This is a genomic window from Escherichia sp. SCLE84 (assembly GCF_012584495.1).
In the GTDB taxonomy this organism is placed as follows: domain Bacteria; phylum Pseudomonadota; class Gammaproteobacteria; order Enterobacterales; family Enterobacteriaceae; genus ECMA0423.
Window position 1 is genome coordinate 770,913 of sequence record NZ_CP051430.1, and the last position, 26,818, is coordinate 797,730.

Sequence of the window (26,818 nt, forward strand, 5' to 3'; positions counted from 1 at the left end):
CACTAACAATAAAAAAGCCCTCAACAAAACATCACCAACATATATTAACGATATATTTTTATTTAACTAAAATAATTTCCTTATCGACTGCACCGCCAAAATCAGGAGCACCTCGAATAAAATCCAGCGTCTGGTTAATTAATTTATCAATATTACCTGATAAATTTTCAGGAATGATGCTAGATATATCTTCAAGCTCACAACCAGAATCTATAATGTCAATTAAGTTTTTAGAGTGCGATGCAGCATTCAATGTTTTTGACGTAGATGGCTTAAATATAAAACCTTCTGCCTCATCTATAGATATTGCTTTTTTTCAATAGAATATAAAACACCCAACACTAAAAGACTGATAAATTTCTCTGCGTGTTCATTGCTAATACTATAATCAATTCTCATTATTAATTACTCCAATAAGGTTTTACTTTTACATTAAATACTCGACCACTCTGACTTTCAAAATAGTGAATGGACACTTTTCGACCTGACGCATCAAATCCATCTTTATAAACTTTACTCTATTTTCCTGAATCTACTTTACGTAATTGTTTCAATAACTACTGATCCTTTACAACATTCCTTGTAGTGCCATTTTGGACATTCCTAACCCCTCTGGGATACTGAGGAGCATCCTTAATAGACCTGTAGGTATTTCTTATTTCGCCATCCTCATCTGGCTCCCACCCTCCCGAACCTCCTGTACTGCCACTGCCCAAACAGTTCTTCTCTTCATCCGTCAAATCCTTCCCGACATTTGGATTCTCTTTTGATGAATCATCATTTCCAAACACGCTGGAAAAAGCACCATAGGGTTCTCGCCAGAATTCCATTTGACTTTGTGCATTTAATAATTCGGCTTCACCCCGCATCTCCATACTTTTCTCAATCGCATCCCCAACAGCCTCGCGATTGTTGTATATTACTATACCACCACCAATAACCACCGCTCCAACTGCCGCACCGACTAACATCCCTGGAGGGCCTCCTACCCAGGGCAAGATTACGAAAGCCCGCTCCCCGCAAGGACTGACGCCAGATAGTTTCTGTCCATGGCTGCTTTTCGCATCTTACGTCTTAACCCTGCCTTGAATACCTTATCATTCGTCAAAACATTAATAGCGATGTGCCGTATCCCTGAAAATAATTCTGCTGCATTTCCTCTTCTTATTTTGCAGTCGTCTTCATTCATTACCACGTCCAGACGCCAGTGCAGATTATTCTCCACGTGCCAGTGATTTCGAATCGCTGTCGCAAACTTCTCAGCGGTTAAATCAGCAGAACTGATATAATATCTGACCATCATTTCGGGCTCTTTCTTTTGCTCTGCTATTATTGAGCGAAAGGAGACTGCCACGCATAATTTTTTCAGCCCTTTCCATTCAAACGTGAAATCAATAAGTTCATCAGGGACATCGCAAACAATATGAAGACGGATTTCTTCTCTGCCGTGACTCTTTTCACTCATTGCGGAACTGTCATGCGCTGGATTATTTAATTCTTTCAGCGGAAATTTTTCCTCAAAGGCTTTATTTAGCCGCCCCTGGTTTCCTTTTACCGCGAATAAATAATCACCGCCCTGTTTTTGTATCTTCTCTGCAATATCTTTCTGGCAACCCATCGCATCAGTTGTGATGATTTTCCCTTTAATATCCAACATGTTAAGAAGTTCTGGGATAGCTGTAATCTCATTAGATTTCTCATCCGTCTTGATCTGTCCGATGACCAGACTGTGCATTGTTGAGAACGCACTAATGACATGAATCGCTCCCCTGCGGCGACTCTTGTCATAAGAGTGCCGGAGCGTTTTTCCATCAATTGCAATGACGTCTTTATCATCTGAAGAATGGCAGTCACGCATCCAGTTAATAAAGCACTCGTGAAATTTTGCAGGACTGATACAGGATACAACTCTGGCAATGGTATCGTGAACAGGAATACCATTTTCAAAATCACCATATTGCTTCAAAAAATCGAGATGTGTTTCCCCAAAATCCTCTATATCTTCCCAACCCTCTGCACCAGAAATAACTGCACAAATAGTCAACAGTAGAATATCCGATAATTTATGTTCCACTTTCCAGGCTTGTCTGTAATCGGGGATAATAGAAATATGTTCCATCAATTTTTTAAGTTCCATTTTGTTCTCCTTATTTATGTAAGGAGTATTTGATCATGTATAAGCAATAAAAAACAGCTTCAGGTAATAAGGAATATCTCAATTTTTAAACATAAAATGCGAATTATTTAGTACAAAAAGTGAACTTCTGATGATCTTTCCCTGTTCCATACGATAGTGTCCATTAAAAATGATGGACACTATTTTTGTGGAGCCGGAGGAAACATACCAGACGGTTCAGATGAGGCGCTTACGAATATGCTCAAGAAGACTTTGAATGTTCACCAGACGTCCTTTTCTAATATATTTAATTATTTGGCGATTAGATTTTAATCAAATCAACAAGGTAAAACCAAGATTAAAGTTGTGATGATAATCACAACTTTAATGATCTTCCCCTGATTCCTCCAGTCCTTTTATTTGGTTACTCTAATGGTTTTATTAATTGTAAATTTTTAAATGTCATGCTTAATAAGCCATCAGAAAAATAAAGAAAAAATTTATATATCCTTTTGTTTTTTAATTTCTTTATATACCCATTACTTATATTTCCTGACTTGTGATTATCGATTAACTCAGCAGAATCCATAGCGAACACTAAATCATCTACATCAGAAAATTCAACTATCATTTTTTCCCTAATATTCTCACTTTTATAAATGTCAATAAATAACGTCATGTTAAAATGAGATTCTTTGAATGTCGTTTTTACTTCTAACAAAACCCCATCATGCCAGTCAATTGAACTCACAATGTCAAAATCGCTCATTATATAATCTCCATTATCCGTTTTAATCATGGAGTAACAACGTTTGCAGGTATTGACCACCAAAGAGGTGGTGCAAGTGAAGGTATAAATCGAATCACTCTATATATAACATACCCTGCGCCAATTGTAGCACCAGTTGCAAGAGCCGCATCAGTAGTTGATAGCCCGGAGGTTTTGCATGACAGATCTTTACTTGGTTCTGGCTCGAAACCATATTTTTTTGCACATTTCTTAATGCTATTTGGTGCTGATGAGTAATCCTCACCATGGGACATACCTCCAAATTCCCCCATTACACCACTCCCATTTTTACACTCCCAATGCAAATGTCTTCCGTCACCAACAGCATCGCCATCTATTCGGATTCGACAACCTTTACCACAGTCCTTCCATTTTCCTGAAGTATGAGCTAATCCCAATGGATCAATCCATTGCACAGGATTGTTCATAACATAACTGTACGGGTTTAATCCCCCCGCCAGCCCTATCGGGTCCTGGGTGATATATCGTCCCTGTCCCGGATTGTAGTACCGCTGCCAGTTGTAGTGCAGTTCGGATTCGTCGTCATACTGCTAGCCCGGATGGCGGAGCAGTTGCTCTAGTCACTCAGAATATTGTAATAGTGATATAGTGCAGTGCCGGTTTCAATATCCTAACGCTGGTCTTTTGCCTGTATTAACTGATTTAGCTGGTTTGCTACATATTAATGCCTTCAGATTTTCCCTTTCCTTGTCTGTGATACTGTCGCAAACCCTACTAGCCCATTCTACTTCACTCTTCTCCAGGCATTCAATTTTCTTATTGCTCATTGTTCTAATGTTTGGTGTTGCATCTCCATTTAATAACATCCATGTTTCATTTTTCTTCATAAAACATCTTCCATTATGTTCAAAGATATTAGGTGTGAATATATTATCAGAATCCCATGTTACGACTTGCTCGGGGGCTATATTATCTTGATAGTCCATGCCAGCATTATAATAATCGCAAGATATAATTATCATGGAAATAATTATCACTAATATCTTCCCAAGCATTTCCATTTACTTTACCTCTTGAAATTCAAATGGGAATCCAGTGAAAGGACCTTTAGGCATAAAATATCTTTGATATCCATATAACTCACCGAGCACTTGTAGGCTTATAGGCGCATTTGTATTCATAGAGGGGTTGCTAAACCCGCACGCCTCAAAAATCATGTTCGTCCGGCTAAAACAATTATTTGCAACAGGAAGAGGCCCGAGGTTAATAGTTTTTAGTTTTTTATTAAGGTCTATTGCCTTATTCATCATACATTGTTCTTCTTCATCTGTTGTATCTATTATCCAAATCCAGGTATCTCTGCGGGGTTGCATCTTTTTAAAATAATCAGAGACAGAGGCTCCCATCTCATCCCCAGTTCCCGAACTCATTAATCCATATCGATTTGCCGCCGCAGCATGCCCAAAAGGATTATCAGGAACGGGGCCGTTACCTATTATCATAGTACTAAGCCCTAATGGATCAACGTGTTGCACTGGATTCAGCGGATACGCATACAGACTCCATCCCCCCGCCAGCCCAATCGGGTCCTGGGTGATATACCGCCCCTGCAACGGATCGTAGTACCGGTGACGGTTATAATCCAGCCCCGACTCCTCATCGTACTGCTGCCCTGGCAGACGGTATGGCTGATACAGGTAATACGGGTTCTCTTCATTCAGCTGGTTGCCCCATTCATCGTATTCTGCACTCCACACAGTATTGCCGTCTTCGCTGATGAGCGCCAGCGGCAGGCCCCGGTGGTCGCAGTGGTAAAAATGAACTTTTCGCGCCGGTGTGTATTCCGGCTCCACCTGTCTGGCCAGTTGCTCCACCGTCAGCCCGCACTGCGCAAGCCACACCCGGCTTTCACTGCTCACGCGGTCTGCCCGGATTTCTTCCTCCAGTCTGTCCAGCAGCCGCACCAGTTCAGCCGGAAATACCACGCCGTGCCCGTCCTCGCTCCCTTCCTGCTGCAGCTTCTCCGCCAGGCTGCGGCGCTGCGCTTTCTCCCGCTCACCGTTGTCTGTTTCGATGCGGATGAGCGGCGCGAAGCTCCCCGGCTGATATACCGTCTGGATACGCGTGGTGTCGGTCTGTACCGTCGTCAGCCGGTCGCCGTCCCCCCCGTACCACGTCACCTCCGGTTTACGCGACAGCGACATCCACCCCGTCAGGTCACGCTCCCGCCGCCATACCCGTTTCGCCATTCGCCGTCCCAGCGGGTCGTAGAGGTAGCGGCTCTCGACCAGTGGCTCGCCATGCTGTATCCGCGTGTAGAACACCAGACGGTGCTGGCTGTCGTAGTGGTAGTGGTGGGTCCGCTCGTCGTCCGTCCGGATAACACCCGCCGGGATAAGGTCCGTCTTCTCCGTCAGTCTGCCGTATTCATCATAGTGGTAAACATAGTGCGCATCCTCTGCGATGCGGTTATCCGGCCACGCCGTGAGGGTACTGTCCGGGTGCAGCTCCGGGTCCGGCAGGCGGTTTCCCGCCGGGTCGGTGGCATACGGGATGCGGATGTCCAGGTCCGGTGCGAGGGTACGCACGCTCTCCAGCCTGCCCGTGGCGCTGTAGCCGTATTCCCGCGTCTGTCGCGGGCCGCTGATGCGCACCAGGTCGCCGTTGTCATTCCACCCGTAGTCACGGTCATATACCAGGCTGTTCAGGTGCTGGCTCTGTAACTGGCCTGCGGGGGTGTATGTGCTGGTCAGTTCGTATGCGGCATTACTGCCTGCCCTGCTGCCGAAGCTGCGCACCGTCTCACGGTGCAGCCTGTCCCGCGTATACTCGACCAGCGGCGTCCCGCCCAGCTTCATGCCCGCCAGGTAACCGCTGCCGTAGGTCAGCCACTCCACCGGCGGCAGGCTGTCCGGCGTGACGCGGTTTGCCAGCCCCTGTTCGTTGTAGGCGTGTTTCGTCTCATGCTGCCACAGCAGTTCCCCCGTCTCCGGGTTCTCCACCGTCTGCCGTTCGCCCGTCAGGCGGCCCTTATCGTCGTAGCCGTAGTGGACCGACACGCGGTGGCCTTCACTGGTATGGCTGAGGGTGGTTAACCACCCGTGCTCATCATACTGCCACTGCTCTGCCGGGTCGCCGTTCACCGTCCGGTGCGTGATGCGGTCCGACGCATCGTAGTGCCAGAGGGTGATAAGCCCCTCGTCTTCACTCTGCGTGAGTTTTCTGGTCAGGTCATAACGGTAACGCTGCGTCCGCCCGTCAAAGCCGCGCTGCTGTATCAGGCGGTCAAGCACATCCCAGCTAAATTCTGTATGGCTACCGTTCTCGTTGGTCAGGCTGATGACACGTCCGGCAGCATCGTACTCCATACTGCGCGTCAGCCCGCCCTGCGTGGTGCTGACCGCCTTTCCCCACGCATCGTACTGTGTCTCGCTCCGGTTGCCGTCCGGGGTGATAACGGCAGTCAGGTCGCCTGCGGCGTTGTACTCATACTGCGTTTCACGGCCCTGTGCGTCTTTCACCGAGGTTAACCGGCCACGGTTGTCATAGTGGCGGTAAAGGCTGATACCTTCCTCGCGGTGAACCGCCGTCATCTGGCCGAAGCGGTCGTATTCATAGCGGGTCTGGTAGCCCGAGCAGTCAGTGAACGCCAGCAACTGCCCGTAGCGGCTCCACGTCATCTGCCGGGTGCTGCCCGTCGCATCCGTTGTCGTCGCCGGTAACTCACTGTGCGCGTCATCGTAGCGGTAGCGTACTGTCTCCCCGCTGCGCGATGTCTCCGATACCAGCCTGCCCGGTTCATCATATTCCCGGCGGCTCTCCAGCCCGTCCGGGTACACCACCGCCGTCAGCTGGTTCCCGTCGTTATAGTAAAATTTCGTCTCCCGCCCGTCCGGTGTGGTGATGTCCGTGATATCGCCGGACACCACATTCAGACCGTACTCTGTCCGCCGTCCCGCCGCGTCCGTCTGCGCCGTGAGCCTTCCTGCCGCGTCATACCCGCTGTGCGTGACGCTGCCGTCCGCCAGTTCTTTTTTCACCACCCGCTTCAGCCCGGCCCCGCCTTCTGTATGCAGCACCTCACGCCGGTTCAGGCTGTCGGTGACGGTGATGCGGTCCTGCTCATACTGGTAGCGGTAACTCAGGCCTGCCGGGTTAAGTTGCTCCACCACCCGCCCCGCATCGTCGTAGCGGTAGCGCATCTCCGGCCTGCCTGCATAACGGTGCCCCACCATCCGGCCCGGGTGCTGCGCGTCATACGTGAAAGCGCGCACCTGCGTATTGCTGCGGTCATATACCGCCAGCAGTTCACCGGCTTCCGTATACGTGTACCGCACCAGTGGCGCAGCGGGCAGGCTCTCCGGGTATGCCGGGTCGTGCATCAGCCACACCGCCGAAAGGCGGATACCCCTGTCGGGGCCGTATTCGGTACCGGGCAGTGTGTCGGGGAACGCTGAGGCTGAGAGAGGGCGGGAACTGTCAGAAGAAGATAGCGAAGAGGTGCGGGCCTCTTCCGCACGCTGCGCCTGCGTGGTCAGCACCAGACGGAATTCCCGCCCGGCACCGTCCGTCACGCCGGTGATTTCCCCGGCCAGGTCACCGGCGGCCTCACGCCGGTACGTCAGCGTCCGCCCGAAGCGGTCCGCCATCCCGGTAAGCACCCGGTACGGCGGCAGCGGCGCTGGCAGTACGTCCTCAGCACCCGGCACCCGCTCTGACCAGCCGAGTATCCACCACGGCCCCTGTGCGCTGTTGGTCGCCAGGTAAAGATGCGGGCTTAACCGGATATCCGGCGGCAGCGCCCCCCACAGCCGCGCCAGCGTATGGCCGTCCGGCTGTGCTGCCTTACCACCGCGCACCAGCCACATTGACTCACTGCGGCTGTACACCGCCTCCCCCGGCAGCAGCGGCTCAAAGTGAATGCTCCGCCCGCCGTTGTCGTTGAGTATCAGTCCGTCATCACGTAGCTGTAAGCGGATATCAGAAGGCGCTTTCCAGCCGGGGCCGAAAACGCCCACCGGTGCAGGCGTCTTCGTCCGGTAGCTGCTGTAGGTGCGGGAGAGAATGAACGGCAGCGGGCCGGGCAGCGCAAGGTCCGTCTCGCCGGGCAGCACCTTCGCCCCAAGCAGCGGATTTACCGGGTTGCCCGAAGTCATCCCGCCCGGACACACCGAGCACGCCACGCCGGTGGGCGCGCCAATTCTTACACCTGCCGAACCCTGGACAATGGGACCGCCATACTGAGTCATATCTCCCTGACGCGCCGCTGGTTTTCCGCTCATGATTCAAATTCCTTCTTCTGTTTATTTTTAATGCTGGTTTGTTACTGAATTCCGAACAGGTACGGGATCAGTACTCTCTCATATCCGGCGTATCCTGCTTTTCATCAGGGGTCTTCGGTGGGGATTTCGAGGCTGCACAGTTCCAGTTAATCAACAGTGAGTCACCATTAACCTGCTCCTTACCCTGCAAATGAATTTTTGTGCCGTTGAGAAAAATTTGTCCGTCCTTCGTCAGCACCAGCCTTGCCTTACCACAGCAGAGCTCCAGATGCTCACCGGCGGAGTAAATCGCGGTCTGCCCGGTATCATCCTTTTTCGTTTTACCAACGGTGAAGGTAACGTTATTTCCGACTTTGACGTCATAACCCAGCCCGACCCTCAACGATTTATGCAAACCGATCTGCGAGGACTGCATCAGTGCCACCGAGGTGTTCATAATGCCACCTACCGTCGTCTGATACGCCACGCCCACGGTCAGCGCACGAACAAGTCCAATCGTTTCCACCTGAACAGAACCCACTTTAATTATCTGGTTACTGCCCACCGTCTCTATCTGGTTAACACCCACCGTCTGTATCTGATTGTTGGTAACCGCAATCATCTGATTGTTGCCAATGGTTTCAGCATGGTTGTTTATCACATCAGTGGTGCGGTTATTCAGCACCTCGGTGTTCATGTTCTTCTGCGCGTGGATGTAGACCTGTTCTTTCCCTGTCGCATCGTCAAACTTCAGTTCATTAAACCCGCTGCCCTTATAGGTTTTCGAACGAATGGTCATCTGCGTCTTCGTCCCCGGCAGGCTGCCGGGTGTGCGGTTTTCCTGGTGGTAGGTACGCCCCATAATAATCGGCTGGTCCGGGTCGCCGTTGAGGAAGTCCACAATCACCTCCTGACCCACTCGCGGTATCGCCAGGTTGCCAAAGCCGGTGCCTGCCCACGCCTGTGCCACACGGATCCAGCATGAACTGTCCTGGTTTGACGGGTTATAGCGGTCCCAGTTAAATTTCACCCGCACGCGGCCATGTTCATCACAGAAGATTTCCTCGCCTGCCGGTCCCGTCACGACGGCGCTCTGCGGGCCGTCCACCAGCGGTTTCAGCAACGGCTGTGGCCGCCATGTCCGGTCTGCCGGTATTACCGCAAAGTGGTTATTCAGCGTGGTACCTGAACCACTGCGTCCCGGCACCGCCTGCGGCTGCTCGCCGTGCAGTTCACTTGCCACCACCTGCCATTCCCGGTTCAGGTTCGCCTGCGGATGCCCCGTCAGCGCAATTCGCCGTCCCGGCCATATCTCCGGAGAACGGCTTGTTCCGCGCGCCACTTCTGCGTTGTTTCGCCAGCCATCCATCTGCCAGCGGGCAAAGTTCTGCCCGTGGGCACCCTTGAAACGTCCGGGGTAGTCATACACTTCATACTGTGTGCGCTGGTAATCCTGGTACTGGCCTTCCTGATCAAAACGCCCTGCCCAGCCGGGTCGTTTAAAGGTGTAGTCCTTGGTCACCACGGAAGAAGGGCGGATTTGTGCGCTGTAGCGGAACTGGCTGATGCAGAGGGTGCTCACCTCGGTACGGGTGTTCGGATTCCAGGGGATCTCAAAGGACTCCGGCAGATAACGCACGGTGTCGCACAGGACCAGGCTCTGGTCGGTACTTTTTTGCGCGTGCTCCTCATAAAAGAAGATGCCTTCCTCCGCCGCCATCCGGCACAGGAAATCGTAATCGGTTTCGCCGTACTGGACACAAAACTCACGGGAAGGATGCGGCTCGCTGAACAGCGGACTCCACTCGGTCACACCGTTTTCCTTCAGGATCGTAGCGAGGATGCTTTCGATGTCCTCATTCTGGAAGATACGGAAGTTCTGGCGCAGCCCTGTGCGCCACAGCGGCGGGCACACCTTCATGCTGTACAGCATCTGGTTTTTGTCGTTCTCCCCCAGTTCAAACCAGGTCACCACACCTTTCACCCGGCGCTGTACGTCATCGCCCTGCCATACCGTCAGGTAGGCCATTTTGTCCAGCACCTGCGCAAATTCAAGGGAAAGAAACTGCTGACTGACCAGAGAAAGGTCGAGGGAAAAAAGTGAAGAGAGTGACTGGGTGAGATGAAAGGAAACCACCGCAAACGCGTCCGGTGGCAGGCCGTCCACTTCAAGTGTGAAACGTAATCCGGTTGACATAGCAACCTCCGTGAAAATGAATAATAATCCGCACATATTGCATGTACAACATGTCGGGCGGATGAGATAAGCGAGTCGACATCTGGCGTTACCGGGGAATATCAGAAAAATGTCATGGTTATGTGATGATTTAGTCTGGGATTTTACTTCAGAGAAACGGGTGTCTGTTTAGTCAACAAAATAATCACAAACGCAACGGATGGGTTCTCGACGTTATTCACGACAGGCTCGTACATTACAGCGAGTAATAAAAAACCTGATATGCAAAGTCAAACCAATATTCATAATGTCTTTTTATTCACAACAATAAATAATTCAATAACAATCATTGAAATGAATGATGATTTGTATAAGGAATATACGCTACCGCCCCACCCTGATAACATGATCTGCACATTGCCATCTTAACGTCGTTAAACACTGGCTTAATAGTGGATATTTCAAATTAGGAATTTATTAAATTCACCTGATGAATATCATAAGCAAATAGCATAGAAAATAATGACAATTCCCCCGAGGGGACCATTTCCAAAGCACTGCACCACCACCAGGTGCCCGGATGATCTTGCTTCAGTGGTAAGAGTACCTGATTCATTGTTCCCAAAATGATGTTTTCCCCGGCCCCGCCAATAATGTGCAGCTCTCACGTGATAATCTATTGATTAGGTTATATTAAGAATCAATATTTAAAATACATCCATTTTCTTGAATAAATCAACATGTTTATTTATCAATTGCTGTTTTAGCTCTGACTCATCAAGCTCTCCATATTTGTCCTACAGATAATTGCGAATAAATACAGAGAACGCCATTTATCCTTTTAGCATACCTGCCGGATATTTTTATTTGTATTAATATTAATTGCATCTCCAACTCCGAGCATATCCATCATTAAAAACTTTTTGAGATTATAGAATACCTGTGATAACAAGTGAAACATCTGCACAATGTGAATAGTTAGTTTCTTTTCAGAGGAAATGAAATAGACAAGCTGAATGAAGGGGAGAGTGATATAAATCAAAAAACATAACATGAATTTAATTAATTACGCCCATCATTGTGGATAAAGTTACTGAATAATAAATAACATAATCCTCTGGTATCCCACTCAAATAATTTCATTCCTTTTTAATACTTCTTGTAATTTCGGTAACTGACATACAGCATCAGCAATCGCACTGATATTCGTGGCATTATCCTGAAACCATTCATGCCCAGGCCCCCATGTGCGCATAGTGCAAAGATAACAGTCCACCAGCGTTAGTTGCTCACCAAACGCATAAGGTTCAGCGGTCAATTGTGAATTCAGCCAGATATAAAGCGATTTACGATATTCAATAACATTCTTCTTTAACTGTTCAGGTGCGTCAGGAGCCCAACGCTCAGGGTAATCGGCGAAAGTGAATGTTGGATAGACATTAGCAACCAGCCAGACCAATAGCCGTTGAAACTGCTGACGTTCGGCGCGCCCAACCGGTGGCGCAAGGTCCGGGCGACGATCGAGAACCATCAATGCAATCGCCGCTGTCTCCGTCATAATCTCGTCATTTTCCAGCGCCAGTGTCGGAATCTGACACAACGGGTTCAGGGTTTTCAATAACTCGCGTGAAGTTCCCTCGTGGTCAAAACCACTGACATCAACGAACTGATAAGGAATATCAGCCAGTGTTAGCATCAGCTCACTGATTGTAGAGCCCCATCCGGGTACGCCATACACCTTAATCATATGCCCCTCACAATCTTTTAAAGATTAAGTGTAGGACAGTACACAGGTTAACCAGCAAAAGGATTTGTCATTTTTTCGTCAGTTGTATTAATCCCCTTCAGGATTGTAAGGGGATGTTTTGCATCGTTTATCGATAACGGGTAGGATGCTGCGCCGATAGTTTTATACCCATAAAGAATAATGGTGATAACTATCATCGCCAGGATGAATAAACATTGTTCATGGCAACTTATATGACTTTTTCATTAAAGCAATCAGGGAGAGCAATGAGTAAACACGACACCGACACTTCAGATCAACACGCCGCGAAACGCCGCTGGCTTAATGCCCACGAAGAGGGGTATCACAAAGCGATGGGCAATCGCCAGGTACAGATGATCGCCATTGGCGGCGCGATTGGCACCGGCTTGTTTTTAGGTGCAGGAGCCCGACTGCAAATGGCGGGTCCAGCACTGGCACTGGTTTATTTAATTTGTGGCTTGTTTTCGTTTTTTATTCTGCGTGCATTGGGTGAGCTGGTGCTACACCGCCCTTCCAGTGGCAGTTTTGTCTCTTATGCCCGTGAGTTTTTGGGTGAGAAAGCCGCTTATGTTGCTGGCTGGATGTACTTCATCAACTGGGCGATGACGGGGATTGTTGATATTACCGCCGTCGCTCTGTATATGCATTACTGGGGTGCGTTTGGCGGCGTGCCGCAGTGGGTCTTTGCGCTCGCTGCACTTACCATCGTTGGCACCATGAATATGATCGGTGTGAAATGGTTTGCGGAGATGGAGTTCTGGTTTGCGCTTATTAAAGTGCTCGCCATTGTGACCTTTTTGGTCGTGGGTACAGTGTTCCTCGGTAGTGGTCAGCCGCTGGATGGCAACACCACTGGCTTTCATTTAATCACCGATAATGGCGGCTTCTTCCCCCACGGTTTGCTGCCTGCGCTGGTGTTGATTCAGGGCGTAGTGTTTGCTTTTGCCTCCATTGAAATGGTGGGTACAGCTGCCGGAGAATGTAAAGATCCGCAGACCATGGTGCCTAAAGCGATTAACAGCGTGATTTGGCGTATTGGCCTGTTTTACGTCGGCTCCGTGGTGTTGCTGGTTATGCTATTGCCGTGGAGCGCGTATCAGGCGGGGCAAAGTCCGTTCGTGACGTTTTTCTCTAAACTGGGTGTGCCATATATCGGCAGCATTATGAACATTGTGGTGCTGACCGCTGCCCTCTCCAGCCTGAACTCAGGTCTGTACTGCACCGGACGTATTCTGCGCTCAATGGCGATGGGCGGTTCCGCACCGAGTTTTATGGCGAAAATGAGTCGTCAGCATGTGCCGTATGCCGGGATTCTAGCGACACTAGTTGTGTATGTCGTCGGCGTATTCCTCAACTATCTGGTGCCGTCGCGCGTATTTGAGATTGTGTTGAACTTCGCGTCGCTGGGAATCATCGCTTCATGGGCGTTTATCATCGTGTGCCAGATGCGCCTGCGTAAAGCGATTAAAGAAGGCAAAGCAGCGGATGTCAGTTTTAAACTGCCTGGCGCGCCCTTCACTTCCTGGCTGACATTACTGTTTTTACTGAGTGTCCTTGTGCTGATGGCGTTCGATTACCCGAACGGGACTTATACTATCGCGGCGCTGCCGATTATCGGTATTCTGCTGGTTATAGGCTGGTTTGGTGTGCGCAAACGCGTTGCTGAAATTCACAGCACTGCGCCAGTCGTCGAGGAAGATGAAGAAAAACAGGAAATCGTGTTTAAGCCTGAAACGGCGAGCTAATTGCAAAATTGCCCGGCTACGTGCCGGGCAATTTCAAATTACTGACGAAGGTGTGCCGCATGCGGCGTGATAAAAGTCAGGCAAGTCTCTCCGTTTTCACCCTCGCCATATCTATTACAACGCAATACGAATCACATCGTCCGGCTGGGTAGCTTCCTGCTGTTTAGTGGATTTTTGTTTTACACTGACATACAGCGTTTTGCCATCGGCAGACAGCGCCAGGCTGTTCGGATGAGTCGGCGTATCGAACGTTTTCACCACTTTATAGCTTTTCGCGTCAATCACACTGACTTTACCTGCCTGACGATGCGTTACGTAGGCTTCATTACGCGCTGGGTTAAACAGCACAGCCAGTGATTCCGGTGCCGCAACCTTCGCCAGAATATTGCCATTACGGGTATCGACCACTAACACTTCTGCCGCTTTAGAATCGGTGATAAATGCACGCTGCCTGGCGGTATCAAGGCTAATGTTGATAAAGAAGTGCTCTTTGCCGTCATCCAGCAGCTTTTTACGGCTGAGGATTTTATTGTCGGCGGTGTCGATGGTAATCAATTCGCCGTCAGCGTTAGTGGTGTAAAGACGTTTGCCTTTGCTATCCAGCGCCAGACCGGTACTCATTTTACCGGTGTTCTGGATGGCGGTTTTCAGTTTGATATTCTCGCCATCAACGACCCAAATCACGCTCTCTTTACCAATACCACTGATGTAAACGGTGTTCGTGGCATCATCAGCTACCAGCTCACGCGGTTGCAGCGGGCGCACCTCTTCCGTGCGCTTACGATCATCCAGCACCAGACGGCCTTTCACTTCGCCCGTTTTGGCATCTATCGCCGTGACCGCGCTGTTTACGGTGTTACCAAACCACAACGTCTGAGTCGTGTTATTGATGGTGGCACCAAACGGCTTGAGATCGTTATGGATCGCCTGCGTCACTTCCAGAGTGACCGGATCAAGACGATAAACCACGCCACCTTTATCCAGTTTGCGGCTTTGCGAAGTGGCGAGCCACAGCGCGTTTTCTTGCTGGCTATAAGCCATTTCGTAGGCACCTTTACCTACCGCTTTACGCAGCATTTCTTCTGCGGCCTGCGTACTGAATGATGAAGCAACAAGCAATGAACCTAACAGTAATGAACCACGCAGGCGCGATGAAAACAGATGACGTAAATGCATGACGACTCCCTTTGATGAACCAATATTTTTGCTGCTTCACAATGCTTCGCTAAGCGTAATCATCGTTACGCTCTTGTTATAAATGGGAATGGTAATCATTATTTTCTCAAATGTGGAGCATTTCTTGCCGTTACGACTACAATTTTCTCAATTAATTAACGTATCGTGCCGTTTCGTTTTCCATAAATTTACAATTTTATTACCATGACAGCGTTTTCCCATTCTTAACCTGGCTTTTTTCATGAAGATTTTTTCCGTCCGACAGACCGTTTTGCCCGCACTGCTTGTCCTTTCCCCCGTTGTTTTTGCCGCTGATGAACAGACTATGATTGTCAGTGCCGCACCGCAGGTGGTTTCCGAGCTGGATACGCCAGCAGCAGTAAGCGTGGTGGATGGCGAGGAGATGCGCCTGGCAACACCGCGCATTAACTTGTCCGAATCACTGACCAGCGTGCCTGGTTTGCAGGTACAAAACCGGCAGAACTATGCGCAAGATTTACAGCTGTCGATTCGCGGATTTGGCTCCCGTTCCACTTACGGAATTCGCGGTATTCGCCTGTATGTGGACGGTATTCCCGCCACCATGCCCGACGGGCAAGGGCAAACATCCAACATCGATTTAAGCAGTGTGCAAAATGTGGAAGTGCTGCGTGGCCCCTTCTCTGCCCTGTATGGCAACGCGTCTGGCGGTGTAATGAATGTCACCACCCAGACCGGACAACAGCCACCAACCATTGAAGCCAGTAGTTACTACGGCAGTTTTGGCAGCTGGCGCTATGGGCTGAAAGCAACGGGCGCAACGGGAGACGGTACACAGCCCGGCGATGTCGATTACACCGTCTCAACCACGCGTTTTACGACCCACGGCTATCGTGACCATAGTGGCGCACAGAAAAATTTAGCCAATGCCAAACTGGGCGTACGCATTGATGAAGCCAGCAAATTAAGCCTGATTTTCAATAGTGTGGATATCAAAGCAGATGACCCAGGTGGGCTAACCAAAGCAGAATGGAAGGCGAATCCACAACAAGCGCCTCGTGCAGAACAGTACGACACGCGAAAAACCATCAAGCAAACTCAGGCTGGGTTGCGCTATGAGCGTAGCCTGAGCGCGCAAGATGATATGAGTGTGATGATGTATGCCGGAGAGCGAGAAACGACCCAGTACCAGTCAATCCCGATGGCCCCCCAACTTAACCCGTCACATGCGGGCGGCGTGATTACCCTGCAACGCCATTACCAGGGGATAGACAGCCGCTGGACACACCGTGGTGAACTGGGCGTTCCGGTCACGTTCACTACCGGCCTGAACTACGAAAACATGAGTGAAAACCGCAAGGGCTACAATAACTTCCGCCTGAATAGCGGCATGCCGGAGTACGGGCAAAAAGGTGAGTTGCGTCGCGACGAACGCAATCTGATGTGGAACATCGATCCCTATTTACAGACGCAGTGGCAGCTGAGCGAAAAACTGTCGCTGGATGCTGGCGTGCGCTACAGCTCCGTGTGGTTTGATTCCAACGACCATTACGTTACTCCGGGTAACGGCGATGACAGCGGTGATGCCAGTTATCATAAATGGCTACCTGCCGGTTCGTTAAAATATGCAATGACCGATGCCTGGAATATCTATCTGGCAGCCGGGCGAGGTTTTGAAACGCCGACGATTAATGAGCTGTCTTATCGTGCTGATGGGCAAAGCGGTATGAACTTAGGTTTAAAACCATCCACCAACGATACAATTGAGATCGGCAGTAAAACGCGTATTGGTGATGGGCTGCTTAGTCTCGCATTGTTTCAGACCGACACTGATGATGAAATTGTTGTCGATAGCAGTAGCGGTGGGCGTACGACTTACAAAAATGCCGGAAAGACCCGTCGTCAAGGCGCTGAACTGGCATGGGATCAACGTTTCGCAGGAGATTTTCGCGTAAACGCGTCCTGGACCTGGCTTGATGCGACCTATCGCAGCAATGTTTGCAATGAACAGGATTGTAACGGTAATCGGATGCCAGGGATCGCCCGTAATATGGGCTTTGCGTCGATAGGTTATGTACCGGAAGATGGTTGGTATGCAGGCACGGAAGCGCGTTATATGGGCGATATTATGGCAGATGATGAAAATACGGCAAAAGCGCCGTCTTATACTCTCGTCGGCTTATTCACCGGGTATAAATACAATTACCACAATTTAACTGTGGATTTATTTGGTCGTGTCGATAATTTATTCGATAAAGAATACGTTGGTTCTGTCATTGTCAATGAGTCAAACGGGCGATATTACGAACCTTCGCCCGGACGAAATTATGGTGTCGGCATGAATATTGCGTGGAGATTTGAGTAATTACCTTGATGCCCGGTATTTGCCGGGCATTTACTTTAACGATTGTATTGCTGGTATAAAATAGCAATATTTTGTTGCATAATTTCAGCAAGACAATGTCTGCATCCCTCTTTGTCTTTTGCTTTTAACGCAGCGAGTAACAGATGATAGTTTTCTATATGCTCCCGTAATTCCGCTGGATTAATCGCTTCATAGAGATAATGTAAACCAGGCCCCATCCTGACCCACAGTTGCTCAATCATCTCACACAGGATGGGCATATTTGAGCGATGATAAATCGCTAAGCGAAATAGCCTGTTTACATTAATGATTTGTTCCATGTCGCCCTTTTCTTGCGCCTGCTGTAATTTCTCGAGCAATTCCTGGAGTTCCGCAAGGTCTTGCGGGGTGAGGTTTTCAACAGCCAGAGCAACTGCCATTAATTCCAGTTCGTAGCGGATCCGATTGATTTCGTCTAATTGACGTTTCCCCACTTCCGGAACTGTAAATGCTTGTGCAGGTGCGACAGAAAGCGCATTCACCGAAACCAGACGTAATAATGCTTCACGCACAGGTGTAATACTCATACCTAATTGCTCCGCCAGATTTTTAGTAATCAGGCGTGCGCCAGGTTTTAATGCGCCAATACTAAGCTGATGTTTCAGGTCGTTCTCAACCTGCAGAGTCAAACTGACATGTTTCATTTTTCCCGTTCCAGGCATTTTAATTCCTTCGCGTGTTTTCTGTCCAACCCTGCCTGCATGGCAGAAGGAGTTCACCTGGTGTATTAAAGTGAATAATCATAAACCACCCACCTTTGTTGTTATTAGCAGCAGAACAATGACGTGGTTAGTTAATTAAAGCTGAAAATAAGCTTTTTGCCTGGATTTTTATGGCGGCTTACGCCGCCGTTGAAACTTTAATCATCACCCGCGACGCGGATCACCACTTTGCCGAAGTTTTTACCCTTCAGCAGGCCGATAAACGTCTGTGGCGCATTCTCTAAACCATCAGTAATATCTTCGTGGTAGTGGATTTTATCCTCTTTCACCCATTGCCCCATCTCCTTCTGAAACTCATGGATGCGGTGACCATAATCCTGAGCGATAATAAAGCCTTGCAAGCGAATACGTTTTTTCAGCACCGTTGCCATCAACAGGGGTAAACGATCCGGACCGGGTGGTAGCTCTGTAGCGTTATAGCTGCTCACTAAGCCACAAACGGGAATGCGCGCAGATGTATTAAGTAATGGTAGCACTGCATCAAATACCTTACCGCCCACGTTTTCATAATAGATATCAATACCTTTTGGGCACGCTTTCACCAGTTGTTCGGCAAAATCATCCGCGTGGTGATCAAGACAAACATCGAAGCCCAGCACCTCGATAGCATGGCGGCATTTTTCCGCGCCACCGGCAACCCCCACCACCCTGCAACCTTTAAGTTTGCCGATTTGCCCCACCGTTGCTCCCACAGGACCTGTCGCCGCAGCTACCACCAACGTTTCGCCCTCTTTAGGCTGACCGATATCCAGCAGCCCCATATAAGCGGTAAAGCCTGGCATCCCCAGCACACCCAGCGACCACGATGGATTTTGCGGATGATCGCCAAGTTTCACCAGATCATCACCACTGGATATGTCATAGTCCTGCCATCCACTGTAGCCCAGCACCCAGTCGCCAGGCTGATAATCAGGATGATTCGACTCCACAACACGGCTCACCGTGCCGCCGACCATCACGCCGCCAATATCAACAGGCGGTGAATAAGATGGCTCATCGCTCATACGTCCACGCATATACGGGTCCAGGGACAAATAAACTGTGCGCAGTAACACCTGTCCTTCACCCGGTGTGGCGACATCATCTTCTTCAAGACGGAAATTCTCCGGAACCGGTGCGCCATGTGGACGCGAGGCCAGAACCCAACGTCGATTACGCTGCTTTTGTTGCCCCATAATGCTCTCCTGTGCTTTTGGCATGAATCCATCAATAGTAGCAGGCTCACGGGATTGGTTTTGTTTGCAGCCGTCACATCCCCTCTGCAACACGCAATAATTTCATCGAGGAATCCGTTGCTTCGGGCTGTTTTCGATAGTATTGATAACATCATCATCATTATTTTATCGAGGCCAGACATGTCCATCCGTTTTGCCCGCAAAGCCGATTGTGCTGCCATTGCGGAAATTTATAACCACGCCGTGTTGTATACGGCGGCTATCTGGAATGACCAAACGGTTGATGCAGATAACCGCATTGCCTGGTTTGAAGCGCGGACCATAGCAGGTTATCCGGTGCTGGTGAGTGAAGAAGATGGCGTAGTGACGGGATATGCCTCGTTTGGCGACTGGCGTAGTTTCGATGGTTTTCGCCATACCGTGGAACATTCGGTTTATGTCCATCCCGATCATCAGGGCAAAGGTCTGGGGCGTAAATTGTTAAGCCGATTGATTGATGAAGCGCGGGATTGCGGGAAGCATGTCATGGTCGCCGGGATCGAATCGCAAAATCAGGCCTCGCTGCATCTGCACCAGTCGCTGGGATTTGTCGTCACCGCACAAATGCCGCAGGTGGGCACTAAATTTGGGCGCTGGCTGGATCTGACATTTATGCAGTTGCAACTCGACGAACGCACTGAACCGGACGCGATTGGATGAATCAGTCGCTCACCCTTGCTTTTTTGATTGCCGCCGGAATTGGTCTGGTAGTCCAGAACACGCTGATGGTGCGCATCACCCAGACCTCCTCTACCATTCTCATCGCCATGTTGCTGAACTCACTGGTGGGGATTGTGCTCTTTGTTTCTATTTTATGGTTTAAACAAGGCATGGCGGGGTTTGGCGAACTGGTGTCCAGCGTGCGCTGGTGGACACTTATACCCGGCTTGCTGGGATCGTTTTTTGTCTTCGCCAGTATCAGCGGATATCAGAATGTGGGAGCGGCGACAACTATTGCAGTACTGGTCGCCAGCCAGCTAATTGGCGGTCTGATGCTGGATATCTTCCGCAGTCATGGCGTACCACTACGGGCGTTGTTCGGCCCAATTTGTGGCGCAATTTTACTTGTGGTTGGCGCCTGGTTGGTAGCCAGACGCTCATTTTAATCAGAGGATGGTGCCGCCTTTGGTTAACTGTTCGTGGCGCGCTTCCATATCTTCTTTATGCTTGCGACCGTGATGAGCAATAGCGGTGCGCAAACGCTGCTGCTGGGTGTAGCGATCTTCCCGACTTAACTCCGCGTCATCGCTCAGGGCGATTAATAATTCGTTCATATGGGCAATGACGCTCTCTTCAATCGCGGCATCCACGCGCGCGATGACTTCATCCAGATGCGACATACTTTCTCCTTAGCCACTTGTGAAATTTATCGATTCATCCAAATGATATAAGTCTGCGTGGTGCCGTCAAGCCAGTGAGTAAGATTTAAAACAGTGAAAACAACAGCGCCACCGGGAAACTCATCGGCCATGTTGCCCCCACCAGAAAGGCGCTTAAGAAACGGATGCGTTTCTTATCGTGAGAAAGAAACCAGGTGATAAGAAATGCGATTGCTGCCATAACCGCATAAAAAACAAGCATGTGTTGATAGAGAGACATGTACGGGCGTCCAGCCAGATGAATAAAACGCGCGCAAATATGCGTCATTTTTTGACGTGCATCAAGTTTTTTCACCAGTTTGAGAAAAAATCATCAAACAGCAACTTGCCCTTATTCATCTTCAGAATGAGTATTATTGCGGATTTTCTTAACCCGTACTATACACATAGGGGCAATGATAAAAGGTGGCAAAAATGAATGTTTCCAGTAGAACTGTAGTACTGATAAATGTCTTTGCTGCTGTTGGTTTGTTTACTCTTATCTCTATGAGATTTGGCTGGTTTATTTGATGTAGTGATTTTGCACGCAGCACGTACTGTCAGAGAAATCAGTGCTCTGACAGTACGCAAGATCATCTCATACTCTTACGATCTGCAATATTATCCTTAATGTTTAACCATGACGTGGCGGACGACGGTGTAATCCTCCAGCCCATAAAGTGACATATCCTTGCCGTAACCAGAAAGTTTCTGTCCACCGTGCGGCATTTCACTTACCAGCATGAAATGGGTATTGACCCAGGTACAACCATATTGCAGCCGTGCGCTGACGCGATGCGCCCTGCCCACATCTTTCGTCCATACCGAAGATGCAAGTCCGTACTGGCTGTCATTCGCCCAGTTCACCACCTGTTCTTCGTTGTCGAAGAGCGTAACACTCACTACTGGACCAAATACCTCTTTTTGCACGATGGCATCGTCCTGTAATGCGCCAGCCAGCAGCGTCGGCGCATAGTAATAGCCATTACCCTTGCGCTTTTCACCGCCAGTGATCACTTTGATGTGCCCTGTCGCTTTCGCCTCTTCTACTGCCTTGCTGACGCGTTCGAGATGCGCCAGCGAGCTTAAAGGTCCAAGCTCCGTAGACTCGTCATCCGGCGCACCAGATTTTAACGTTGCCACCGCAGCACCCAGTTTTTCCACCAGCGTATCGTAAATGCCTTTTTGCGCGTAGATCCGACAAGCCGCAGTACAATCCTGTCCAGCATTGTAATAGCCAAATGTACGTACACCTTCGACCACTGCTTCAATATCCGCATCATCAAAAACAATCACTGGCGCTTTGCCACCAAGTTCCATATGAGTACGCTTAATGGACGACGCGGTATGGCTGATGATGTGCTCGCCGGTGGCGATAGAGCCCGTCAGCGACACCATCCGCACTTTGGGATGACCGGTCAGCGGATCACCCACCGTTTTGCCTCTGCCAAACAGTACGTTAATCACGCCTGCCGGGAAGATATCTTTCGCCAGCTCTGCCAACTTCAACGCGGTCAGCGGGGTAATTTCTGATGGTTTAAGCACTACGCAGTTCCCTGCCGCCAGCGCCGGAGCCAGTTTCCACGCTGCCATCATCAGCGGATAATTCCACGGTGCGATAGAAGCCACGACCCCCAACGGATCGCGACGGATCATCGAAGTATGACCTTCAAGATATTCACCTGCCGCCAGACCATTCAGACAGCGCGCCGCACCCGCGAAAAAGCGAAAAACATCGACAATCGCCGGGATTTCATCATTGAACGCACTATGCAGCGGTTTGCCACAATTACGGGACTCCAGTTCGGCAAAAACCTGACCATTTTCTTCGATAACATCAGCCAGTTTCAGCAGACATTCCGCACGCACTTTCGGCGTGGTTTGCCCCCATTCGGCAAATGCTGCATCTGCCGCGCGCACAGCAGCATCGACCTGCTCTGCGGATGCCTCGGCAATCTCCAGTAAAACGTCCCCCGTTGCCGGATTATAGACAGGCTGTTTTTCCCCTTCGCCGCTAACCAGTTCTCCGTTAATCAGTAACTTATGTTGCATAGCATATTCCTGTATCAGTGGTTATTGACCATTGTCGCCTTCGCGGGTTAGCCACCAGGCCCCCAGGATCGGCAAGGTTGTTACCAACATAACCAGCAGTGCCACCACGTTAGTTACCGGTACATCACGCGGTCGCCCAAGCTGATTGAGCAACCACAACGGTAACGTTCGTTCATGACCTGCCGTAAAAGTCGTAACGATGATTTCATCGAACGACAAGGCAAACGCCAGCATTCCTCCTGCCAGTAGCGCCGAACTGAGATTCGGCAACACTACGTAGCGGAAGGTTTGCCAGCCATTGGCCCCAAGATCCATTGACGCCTCAACCAGACTCCACGAGGTGCGGCGAAAACGGGCGATGACATTGTTAAACACCACCACTACGCAAAAAGTCGCATGACCGACCACGATGGTGAAAAATCCCGGCTCCAGATTGATGGTTTTAAAAGCGGTTAATAGCGCCAGACCAGTGACAATGCCCGGCAGCGCAATGGGCAGCAGCAGTAACAGCGAAATGGCGTTTTTGCCGAAAAAGTCTCGTCGCCACAGCGCGGCAGCTGCCAGCGTCCCTAACACCAGCGCCATTAATGTCGCCAGCGCCGCCACTTTAAGTGACAGTGTCACGGCATCAAGAATATCACTACGCTGTGCTGCCACGCTAAACCAGCGCAGCGTCAGGCCCTGCGGTGGAAAACTAAACGCCGCATCTTCAGTGTTAAACGCATAAGCGGCGATAATCAGGATGGGAAAATGTAGGAAAACCACGCCGCCCCAGGCCGCCAGTTTGAGGAAAAACGGTGCGCGTTCAGAGTGCATCGAACGCTCCCAGACGTTTCACGAACGCCAGGTACAGTGCGATGAGAACAATCGGCACCAGGGTGAATGCCGCCGCCATCGGCATATTGCCAATCGCCCCCTGCTGGGAATAAACCATATTGCCGATAAAATATCCTGGAGGACCAACCAGCTGCGGGACGATAAAATCGCCCAGTGTGAGTGAGAAGGTAAAGATAGAGCCAGCGGCAATACCCGGGATTGCCAGCGGCAGCACCACATAGCGAAAGGTTTGTCGTGGACGTGCGCCGAGATCAGCCGACGCCTGCAACAATGACGGCGGCAAACGCTCAAGCGCCGCCTGAACGGGCAGGATCATGAACGGCAACCAGATATAGAGAAACACCAGAAAGCGCCCCAGCCCGGAAGTTGACAGCGTATTTCCGCCCACCGCAGGTAATGTAAGGAACGCAGTCAGCAGTGGTTCCAGCCCAAGATGTTGTAAAAACCACTGAGCCACGCCATCTTTTGCCAGCAATAACGTCCAGGCATAGGCTTTAACAATGTAGCTCGCCCACATCGGCAACATTACCGCAATATAAAAAAAAGCTTTCATTTTCCCGCTGGTATAGCGCGCCATATACCACGCCATTGGAAAAGCCAGAATGGCGCTGGCGATAGTGACTGCCACAGCCATAGTCAGCGTGCGGAGAATGATGTCGTAATTCGCCGGATTAAACAGCGCACGGATATTCGCCAGCGTCAGTTCCGGCGTTACCGACATGGTGAAATCGTCAAAAGTATAAAATCCCTGCCATAACAGTGTCAGCAGCGAGCCGAAATAGACAATGCCAAACCACATTAGCGGGCCAAGCAGCAGTAAAAACAGCCCCAGCCCCGGATTACGCCAGAAGAAACCGGACACCTTACCCAGACCTGGACGTGAAGGTGATTGCAATACATTCATCGCCATTCACCTCTCCTCAACCAGCGGCACCATCACATCACGCGACCAGGAAACCATCACCTGTTGTCCGGGCGTGAGCGTGGCAGGCAGTTCTTCGCCTGTCATATTGGCCTGACTCACAAGCAGTTTTTCACCGCCGTTCAATTTCAGTTCAAAACGAGTTGCCGCGCCCTGATATTGCACCGCCTGGATCGTGCCATTGGCCTGCAGTTCACCAGGGGTGTTGAGGCGGATATGTTCCGGTCGCAGGGCGAAGCTTCCCGTCATGCCACAAAGTTTCTCTGCCATCAGTCCATCAAAAACGTTGGATGTCCCGACGAATCCGGCAACAAACGGCGTGCGCGGGCGCATATAGAGATCGCGCGGGGAATCGACCTGCTCAATGCGTCCATTATTGAAAACCGCCACACGATCGGACATCGATAACGCTTCGCCCTGATCGTGGGTAACGAAGATAAAAGTGATACCGAGAGACTGTTGCAGTTTTTTCAGTTCCAGCTGCATCTGCTCACGCAATTTGAGATCCAGTGCGCCGAGCGGTTCATCCAACAGCAATACGCGCGGTTCATTCACCAATGCTCTGGCGATAGCAACCCGCTGGCGCTGACCACCAGAAAGTTGTGACGGTTTACGTTGATGTACAAACCCCAACGCCACTTTCTCCAGCGCCTCTTGCGCCATTGCGTGCCGCTGCTTTTTATTCACGCCTTTGACCATCAGCCCATAGGCGACATTGTCAAGAATCGACATATGCGGAAATAGCGCGTAGTCCTGAAAGACAGTATTCACGTCCCGCTCCCACGGTGGCAGATTGCTGGCGGGTTTACCAAAGATAGAGATAGCCCCGCCGGAAAGCTGTTCGAAGCCAGCAATCAGGCGCAGGCAGGTGGTTTTGCCGGAGCCGGACGGCCCCAGCATAGAGAAGAACTCACCATCTTTTATCGCAATACTGACGCCATCTACTGCGCGCACGTCACCGTACAACCGCGAGACGTTGTCAAACTCCACTGCGTACGTCATAAAGCACCCCAGCGAAGTTAGCGACCGCCCATAATGGCAATGTAATCCTGCGTCCAGCGACTGTAGGGAACAAACTTGCCCCCTTCTGCTATAGGCGTTTTCCAGAAGGCGATTTTGTCGAAATAGTTAAAACCGTTGGTTTCACAACCTTTTTCGCCTAATAACGGACTGGCTTTACACCCTTCCGGCACTACCGGTAACGAGCCAAACCAGGCCGCCACATCGCCCTGCACTTTTGGCGTTAATGACCAGTTCATCCATTTGTAGGCGCAAACCGGATGTTTCGCTTCGCTATGCAGCATGGTGGTATCAGCCCAACCGGTAACACCCTCCTTCGGGAAAACGGTAGCAACAGGCTGGCCTTCGGCTTTCAGGGCGTTGGCCTGATAGGGCCAGGCACTGGAAGCAACCACACCCTCGTTTTTGAAATCGCTCATTTGCACGGTAGTGTCATGCCAGTAGCGATGGATCAAACTGTGTTGAGCGCGCAGCACTTTCAGCACCGCCTGGTACTGTTCTTCGGTTAGTTGATACGGATCGCTGATGCCCAACTGCGGCTGAGTGGCTTTAACGAACAACGCAGCGTCCGCAATGTAGATAGGGCCATCATAAGCCTGAACGCGGCCTTTATTGCTCTTGCCGTCCGGCAGATTTTGCTCAACAAAAACCACTTGCCAGCTATCCGGCGGCGTCGGGAAGGTTTTAGTGTTGTACATCAGCAGGTTCGGCCCCCATTGGTAAGGTGTGCCGTAAACTTTGCCGCCAACATTAAACCAGTCGCCTTTAACCACGCGCGGATCGAGCGTTTTCCAGTTGGGAATCAAGGCGGTATTAATCGGCTGCACGCGTTTGCCCATAATCAAACGCAGCGAGGCATCGCCGGATGCCGTAACCAGATCGTAACCCCCTTTGGTCATCAGACTGACCATTTCATCGGAAGTCGCGGCGGTTTTCACATTCACCGCGCAGCCTGTCTCTTTTTCAAATTGCGTTACCCAGTCGTATTGTTTATCAGTTTGTCCGCGTTCGATGTATCCCGGCCAGGCGATAATATCCAGTCGCCCTTCCGGTTTATCTAAATTGGTAGGTGGTTCGGCGGCGTGAGCGGTCATTATTGTCATGGTGAGCGCACACAGGCTGCTGCGGGCAAATGTCTTGCTCATAAGGTCTTACTCCTGTCGTAATTAATTGTTCAGCCGCCGTGCCGTAAAAATATCTCCTTGTTTAACCATAGACGGCGGCTTGCAGGCACACCTTCGCCCCTGAGAAAATTTAATCAGGTTGTGAGCTACCGCGCATTATGCCGTCTGTAAGGTTATCTTCTGGAGTATAGAC

25 protein-coding genes and 1 pseudogene are annotated in these 26,818 nt (G+C 50.2%); 5 read left to right on the forward strand and 21 right to left on the reverse strand.

The features are described 5' to 3' along the window. Window positions 1-58: 58 nt before the first annotated feature. The 11 genes and pseudogenes from HGD79_RS03985 to HGD79_RS04030 all read right to left on the reverse strand — a co-directional run bounded on the left by HGD79_RS03985 (window position 59) and on the right by HGD79_RS04030 (window position 12,051). Entirely contained in the window at window positions 59-253 is a 195-nt protein-coding gene (locus tag HGD79_RS03985) for a DUF3969 family protein (protein ID WP_000990552.1), read from the reverse strand. Window positions 254-557: 304 nt separating this feature from the next. Continuing rightward, window positions 558-971 (reverse strand): hypothetical protein, encoded by a 414-nt coding sequence (locus tag HGD79_RS03990; RefSeq protein ID WP_000960009.1) that lies wholly within the window; start codon window positions 969-971, stop codon window positions 558-560. 29 nt (window positions 972-1,000) lie between these two features. Beyond that, entirely contained in the window at window positions 1,001-2,137 is a 1,137-nt protein-coding gene (locus tag HGD79_RS03995; RefSeq protein WP_000420793.1) for an ISAs1 family transposase, read from the reverse strand. 403 nt (window positions 2,138-2,540) lie between these two features. Further along, window positions 2,541-2,885 carry a hypothetical protein gene (locus tag HGD79_RS04000; RefSeq protein ID WP_001279018.1) on the reverse strand — a complete coding sequence of 115 codons (345 nt, stop codon included), beginning with the start codon at window positions 2,883-2,885 and terminating at the stop codon, window positions 2,541-2,543. A 26-nt stretch (window positions 2,886-2,911) separates the two neighbouring features. Beyond that, entirely contained in the window at window positions 2,912-3,334 is a 423-nt protein-coding gene (locus HGD79_RS26945) for a hypothetical protein (RefSeq protein ID WP_230075144.1), read from the reverse strand. Next, window positions 3,308-3,445, reverse strand: a pseudogene (locus tag HGD79_RS26830) (RHS repeat-associated core domain-containing protein); the annotation flags it as partial. The gene HGD79_RS26945 and the pseudogene HGD79_RS26830, both read right to left, overlap by 27 nt. Before the next feature lie 84 nt (window positions 3,446-3,529). Next, the gene (locus HGD79_RS04010) at window positions 3,530-3,928 is read right to left on the reverse strand and encodes a hypothetical protein (protein WP_168848308.1); all 399 of its coding nucleotides are present in this window, start codon (window positions 3,926-3,928) and stop codon (window positions 3,530-3,532) included. Further along, on the reverse strand, window positions 3,929-8,149 hold the full coding sequence (locus tag HGD79_RS04015; protein WP_168848309.1) for an RHS element core protein: 4,221 nt from the start codon (window positions 8,147-8,149) through the stop codon (window positions 3,929-3,931). It abuts the gene before it with no gap. A gap of 67 nt (window positions 8,150-8,216) precedes the next feature. Next, window positions 8,217-10,325 carry a type VI secretion system tip protein VgrG gene (locus tag HGD79_RS04020; protein ID WP_000103418.1) on the reverse strand — a complete coding sequence of 703 codons (2,109 nt, stop codon included), beginning with the start codon at window positions 10,323-10,325 and terminating at the stop codon, window positions 8,217-8,219. A gap of 820 nt (window positions 10,326-11,145) precedes the next feature. Continuing rightward, on the reverse strand, window positions 11,146-11,358 hold the full coding sequence (locus tag HGD79_RS04025; protein WP_000882235.1) for a YncH family protein: 213 nt from the start codon (window positions 11,356-11,358) through the stop codon (window positions 11,146-11,148). Window positions 11,359-11,433: 75 nt separating this feature from the next. Continuing rightward, window positions 11,434-12,051 (reverse strand): glutathione S-transferase family protein, encoded by a 618-nt coding sequence (locus tag HGD79_RS04030; RefSeq protein WP_000598869.1) that lies wholly within the window; start codon window positions 12,049-12,051, stop codon window positions 11,434-11,436. Between the two features lie 266 nt (window positions 12,052-12,317). Between HGD79_RS04030 and ansP the strand changes: the two genes are divergently transcribed. Then, the gene (gene ansP / locus HGD79_RS04035) at window positions 12,318-13,817 is read left to right on the forward strand and encodes an L-asparagine permease (RefSeq protein ID WP_001300590.1); all 1,500 of its coding nucleotides are present in this window, start codon (window positions 12,318-12,320) and stop codon (window positions 13,815-13,817) included. 114 nt (window positions 13,818-13,931) lie between these two features. On the opposite strand, the gene HGD79_RS04040 is transcribed toward ansP, so the two are convergent. Then, a complete protein-coding gene (locus HGD79_RS04040) occupies window positions 13,932-14,993 on the reverse strand; it encodes a YncE family protein (RefSeq protein ID WP_000550675.1) in 1,062 nt (353 codons plus the stop codon). Between the two features lie 241 nt (window positions 14,994-15,234). On the opposite strand from HGD79_RS04040, the gene pqqU reads away from it, so the two are divergent. Further along, window positions 15,235-17,337, forward strand: a complete 2,103-nt coding sequence (pqqU, locus tag HGD79_RS04045; RefSeq protein ID WP_000689379.1) for a TonB-dependent receptor PqqU — start codon at window positions 15,235-15,237, stop codon at window positions 17,335-17,337. 35 nt (window positions 17,338-17,372) lie between these two features. Here the strand turns inward: pqqU and mcbR are convergent, their stop codons facing one another. Continuing rightward, the gene (gene mcbR, locus HGD79_RS04050) at window positions 17,373-18,038 is read right to left on the reverse strand and encodes a colanic acid/biofilm transcriptional regulator McbR (RefSeq protein ID WP_001300742.1); all 666 of its coding nucleotides are present in this window, start codon (window positions 18,036-18,038) and stop codon (window positions 17,373-17,375) included. 197 nt (window positions 18,039-18,235) lie between these two features. Continuing rightward, window positions 18,236-19,273: an NADPH-dependent curcumin/dihydrocurcumin reductase gene (gene curA, locus HGD79_RS04055; protein ID WP_000531452.1), complete on the reverse strand. Its 1,038-nt coding sequence runs from the start codon at window positions 19,271-19,273 to the stop codon at window positions 18,236-18,238. 180 nt (window positions 19,274-19,453) lie between these two features. On the opposite strand from curA, the gene mddA reads away from it, so the two are divergent. Both mddA and HGD79_RS04065 read left to right on the forward strand, forming a co-directional pair. Continuing rightward, a complete protein-coding gene (gene mddA, locus HGD79_RS04060; RefSeq protein WP_000027563.1) occupies window positions 19,454-19,972 on the forward strand; it encodes an L-methionine sulfoximine/L-methionine sulfone acetyltransferase in 519 nt (172 codons plus the stop codon). Beyond that, window positions 19,969-20,418, forward strand: coding sequence for a DMT family transporter (locus tag HGD79_RS04065; RefSeq protein ID WP_001076535.1), 450 nt, complete (start codon window positions 19,969-19,971; stop codon window positions 20,416-20,418). Before mddA ends, HGD79_RS04065 begins: the two co-directional genes overlap by 4 nt. On the opposite strand, the gene ydcY is transcribed toward HGD79_RS04065, so the two are convergent. Then, complete coding sequence (gene ydcY / locus HGD79_RS04070; RefSeq protein ID WP_000018633.1) at window positions 20,419-20,652, reverse strand: DUF2526 family protein YdcY; 234 nt, start codon at window positions 20,650-20,652, stop codon at window positions 20,419-20,421. A gap of 85 nt (window positions 20,653-20,737) precedes the next feature. After that, window positions 20,738-20,911, reverse strand: coding sequence for an orphan toxin OrtT (gene ortT, locus HGD79_RS04075; protein WP_000061178.1), 174 nt, complete (start codon window positions 20,909-20,911; stop codon window positions 20,738-20,740). Between the two features lie 194 nt (window positions 20,912-21,105). Between ortT and yncL the strand changes: the two genes are divergently transcribed. Further along, window positions 21,106-21,201, forward strand: coding sequence for a stress response membrane protein YncL (gene yncL, locus HGD79_RS04080; RefSeq protein WP_001303494.1), 96 nt, complete (start codon window positions 21,106-21,108; stop codon window positions 21,199-21,201). Window positions 21,202-21,297: 96 nt separating this feature from the next. Here the strand turns inward: yncL and patD are convergent, their stop codons facing one another. From patD to ydcS, 5 genes are read right to left on the reverse strand one after another with little or no spacing between them, the layout of a single operon-like run. Beyond that, window positions 21,298-22,722: an aminobutyraldehyde dehydrogenase gene (gene patD / locus HGD79_RS04085; RefSeq protein ID WP_001163890.1), complete on the reverse strand. Its 1,425-nt coding sequence runs from the start codon at window positions 22,720-22,722 to the stop codon at window positions 21,298-21,300. 21 nt (window positions 22,723-22,743) lie between these two features. After that, window positions 22,744-23,538, reverse strand: coding sequence for an ABC transporter permease (locus HGD79_RS04090; protein ID WP_000555471.1), 795 nt, complete (start codon window positions 23,536-23,538; stop codon window positions 22,744-22,746). Beyond that, window positions 23,528-24,469: an ABC transporter permease gene (locus HGD79_RS04095; protein WP_001251315.1), complete on the reverse strand. Its 942-nt coding sequence runs from the start codon at window positions 24,467-24,469 to the stop codon at window positions 23,528-23,530. Before HGD79_RS04095 ends, HGD79_RS04090 begins: the two co-directional genes overlap by 11 nt. Beyond that, window positions 24,470-25,483 carry an ABC transporter ATP-binding protein gene (locus HGD79_RS04100; protein ID WP_000220396.1) on the reverse strand — a complete coding sequence of 338 codons (1,014 nt, stop codon included), beginning with the start codon at window positions 25,481-25,483 and terminating at the stop codon, window positions 24,470-24,472. A gap of 17 nt (window positions 25,484-25,500) precedes the next feature. Next, window positions 25,501-26,646 carry a putative ABC transporter substrate-binding protein YdcS gene (ydcS, locus tag HGD79_RS04105; protein WP_000047456.1) on the reverse strand — a complete coding sequence of 382 codons (1,146 nt, stop codon included), beginning with the start codon at window positions 26,644-26,646 and terminating at the stop codon, window positions 25,501-25,503. Between the last annotated feature and the right edge of the window lie 172 nt (window positions 26,647-26,818).

Bases quoted from the DNA above. Each gene is read 5' to 3' on its own strand.
- HGD79_RS03990 (WP_000960009.1), bottom strand. From the start codon at position 971: ATGTTAGTCGGTGCGGCAGTTGGAGCGGTGGTTATTGGTGGTGGTATA.
- HGD79_RS03995 (WP_000420793.1), bottom strand. From the start codon at position 2,137: ATGGAACTTAAAAAATTGATGGAACATATTTCTATTATCCCCGATTAC.
- HGD79_RS04000 (WP_001279018.1), bottom strand. From the start codon at position 2,885: ATGAGCGATTTTGACATTGTGAGTTCAATTGACTGGCATGATGGGGTT.
- HGD79_RS26945 (WP_230075144.1), bottom strand. From the start codon at position 3,334: ATGAACAATCCTGTGCAATGGATTGATCCATTGGGATTAGCTCATACT.
- HGD79_RS04010 (WP_168848308.1), bottom strand. From the start codon at position 3,928: ATGGAAATGCTTGGGAAGATATTAGTGATAATTATTTCCATGATAATT.
- HGD79_RS04015 (WP_168848309.1), bottom strand. From the start codon at position 8,149: ATGAGCGGAAAACCAGCGGCGCGTCAGGGAGATATGACTCAGTATGGC.
- HGD79_RS04020 (WP_000103418.1), bottom strand. From the start codon at position 10,325: ATGTCAACCGGATTACGTTTCACACTTGAAGTGGACGGCCTGCCACCG.
- HGD79_RS04025 (WP_000882235.1), bottom strand. From the start codon at position 11,358: ATGTTATGTTTTTTGATTTATATCACTCTCCCCTTCATTCAGCTTGTC.
- HGD79_RS04030 (WP_000598869.1), bottom strand. From the start codon at position 12,051: ATGATTAAGGTGTATGGCGTACCCGGATGGGGCTCTACAATCAGTGAG.
- ansP (WP_001300590.1), top strand. From the start codon at position 12,318: ATGAGTAAACACGACACCGACACTTCAGATCAACACGCCGCGAAACGC.
- HGD79_RS04040 (WP_000550675.1), bottom strand. From the start codon at position 14,993: ATGCATTTACGTCATCTGTTTTCATCGCGCCTGCGTGGTTCATTACTG.
- pqqU (WP_000689379.1), top strand. From the start codon at position 15,235: ATGAAGATTTTTTCCGTCCGACAGACCGTTTTGCCCGCACTGCTTGTC.
- mcbR (WP_001300742.1), bottom strand. From the start codon at position 18,038: ATGCCTGGAACGGGAAAAATGAAACATGTCAGTTTGACTCTGCAGGTT.
- curA (WP_000531452.1), bottom strand. From the start codon at position 19,273: ATGGGGCAACAAAAGCAGCGTAATCGACGTTGGGTTCTGGCCTCGCGT.
- mddA (WP_000027563.1), top strand. From the start codon at position 19,454: ATGTCCATCCGTTTTGCCCGCAAAGCCGATTGTGCTGCCATTGCGGAA.
- HGD79_RS04065 (WP_001076535.1), top strand. From the start codon at position 19,969: ATGAATCAGTCGCTCACCCTTGCTTTTTTGATTGCCGCCGGAATTGGT.
- ydcY (WP_000018633.1), bottom strand. From the start codon at position 20,652: ATGTCGCATCTGGATGAAGTCATCGCGCGCGTGGATGCCGCGATTGAA.
- ortT (WP_000061178.1), bottom strand. From the start codon at position 20,911: ATGTCTCTCTATCAACACATGCTTGTTTTTTATGCGGTTATGGCAGCA.
- yncL (WP_001303494.1), top strand. From the start codon at position 21,106: ATGAATGTTTCCAGTAGAACTGTAGTACTGATAAATGTCTTTGCTGCT.
- patD (WP_001163890.1), bottom strand. From the start codon at position 22,722: ATGCAACATAAGTTACTGATTAACGGAGAACTGGTTAGCGGCGAAGGG.
- HGD79_RS04090 (WP_000555471.1), bottom strand. From the start codon at position 23,538: ATGCACTCTGAACGCGCACCGTTTTTCCTCAAACTGGCGGCCTGGGGC.
- HGD79_RS04095 (WP_001251315.1), bottom strand. From the start codon at position 24,469: ATGGCGATGAATGTATTGCAATCACCTTCACGTCCAGGTCTGGGTAAG.
- HGD79_RS04100 (WP_000220396.1), bottom strand. From the start codon at position 25,483: ATGACGTACGCAGTGGAGTTTGACAACGTCTCGCGGTTGTACGGTGAC.
- ydcS (WP_000047456.1), bottom strand. From the start codon at position 26,646: ATGAGCAAGACATTTGCCCGCAGCAGCCTGTGTGCGCTCACCATGACA.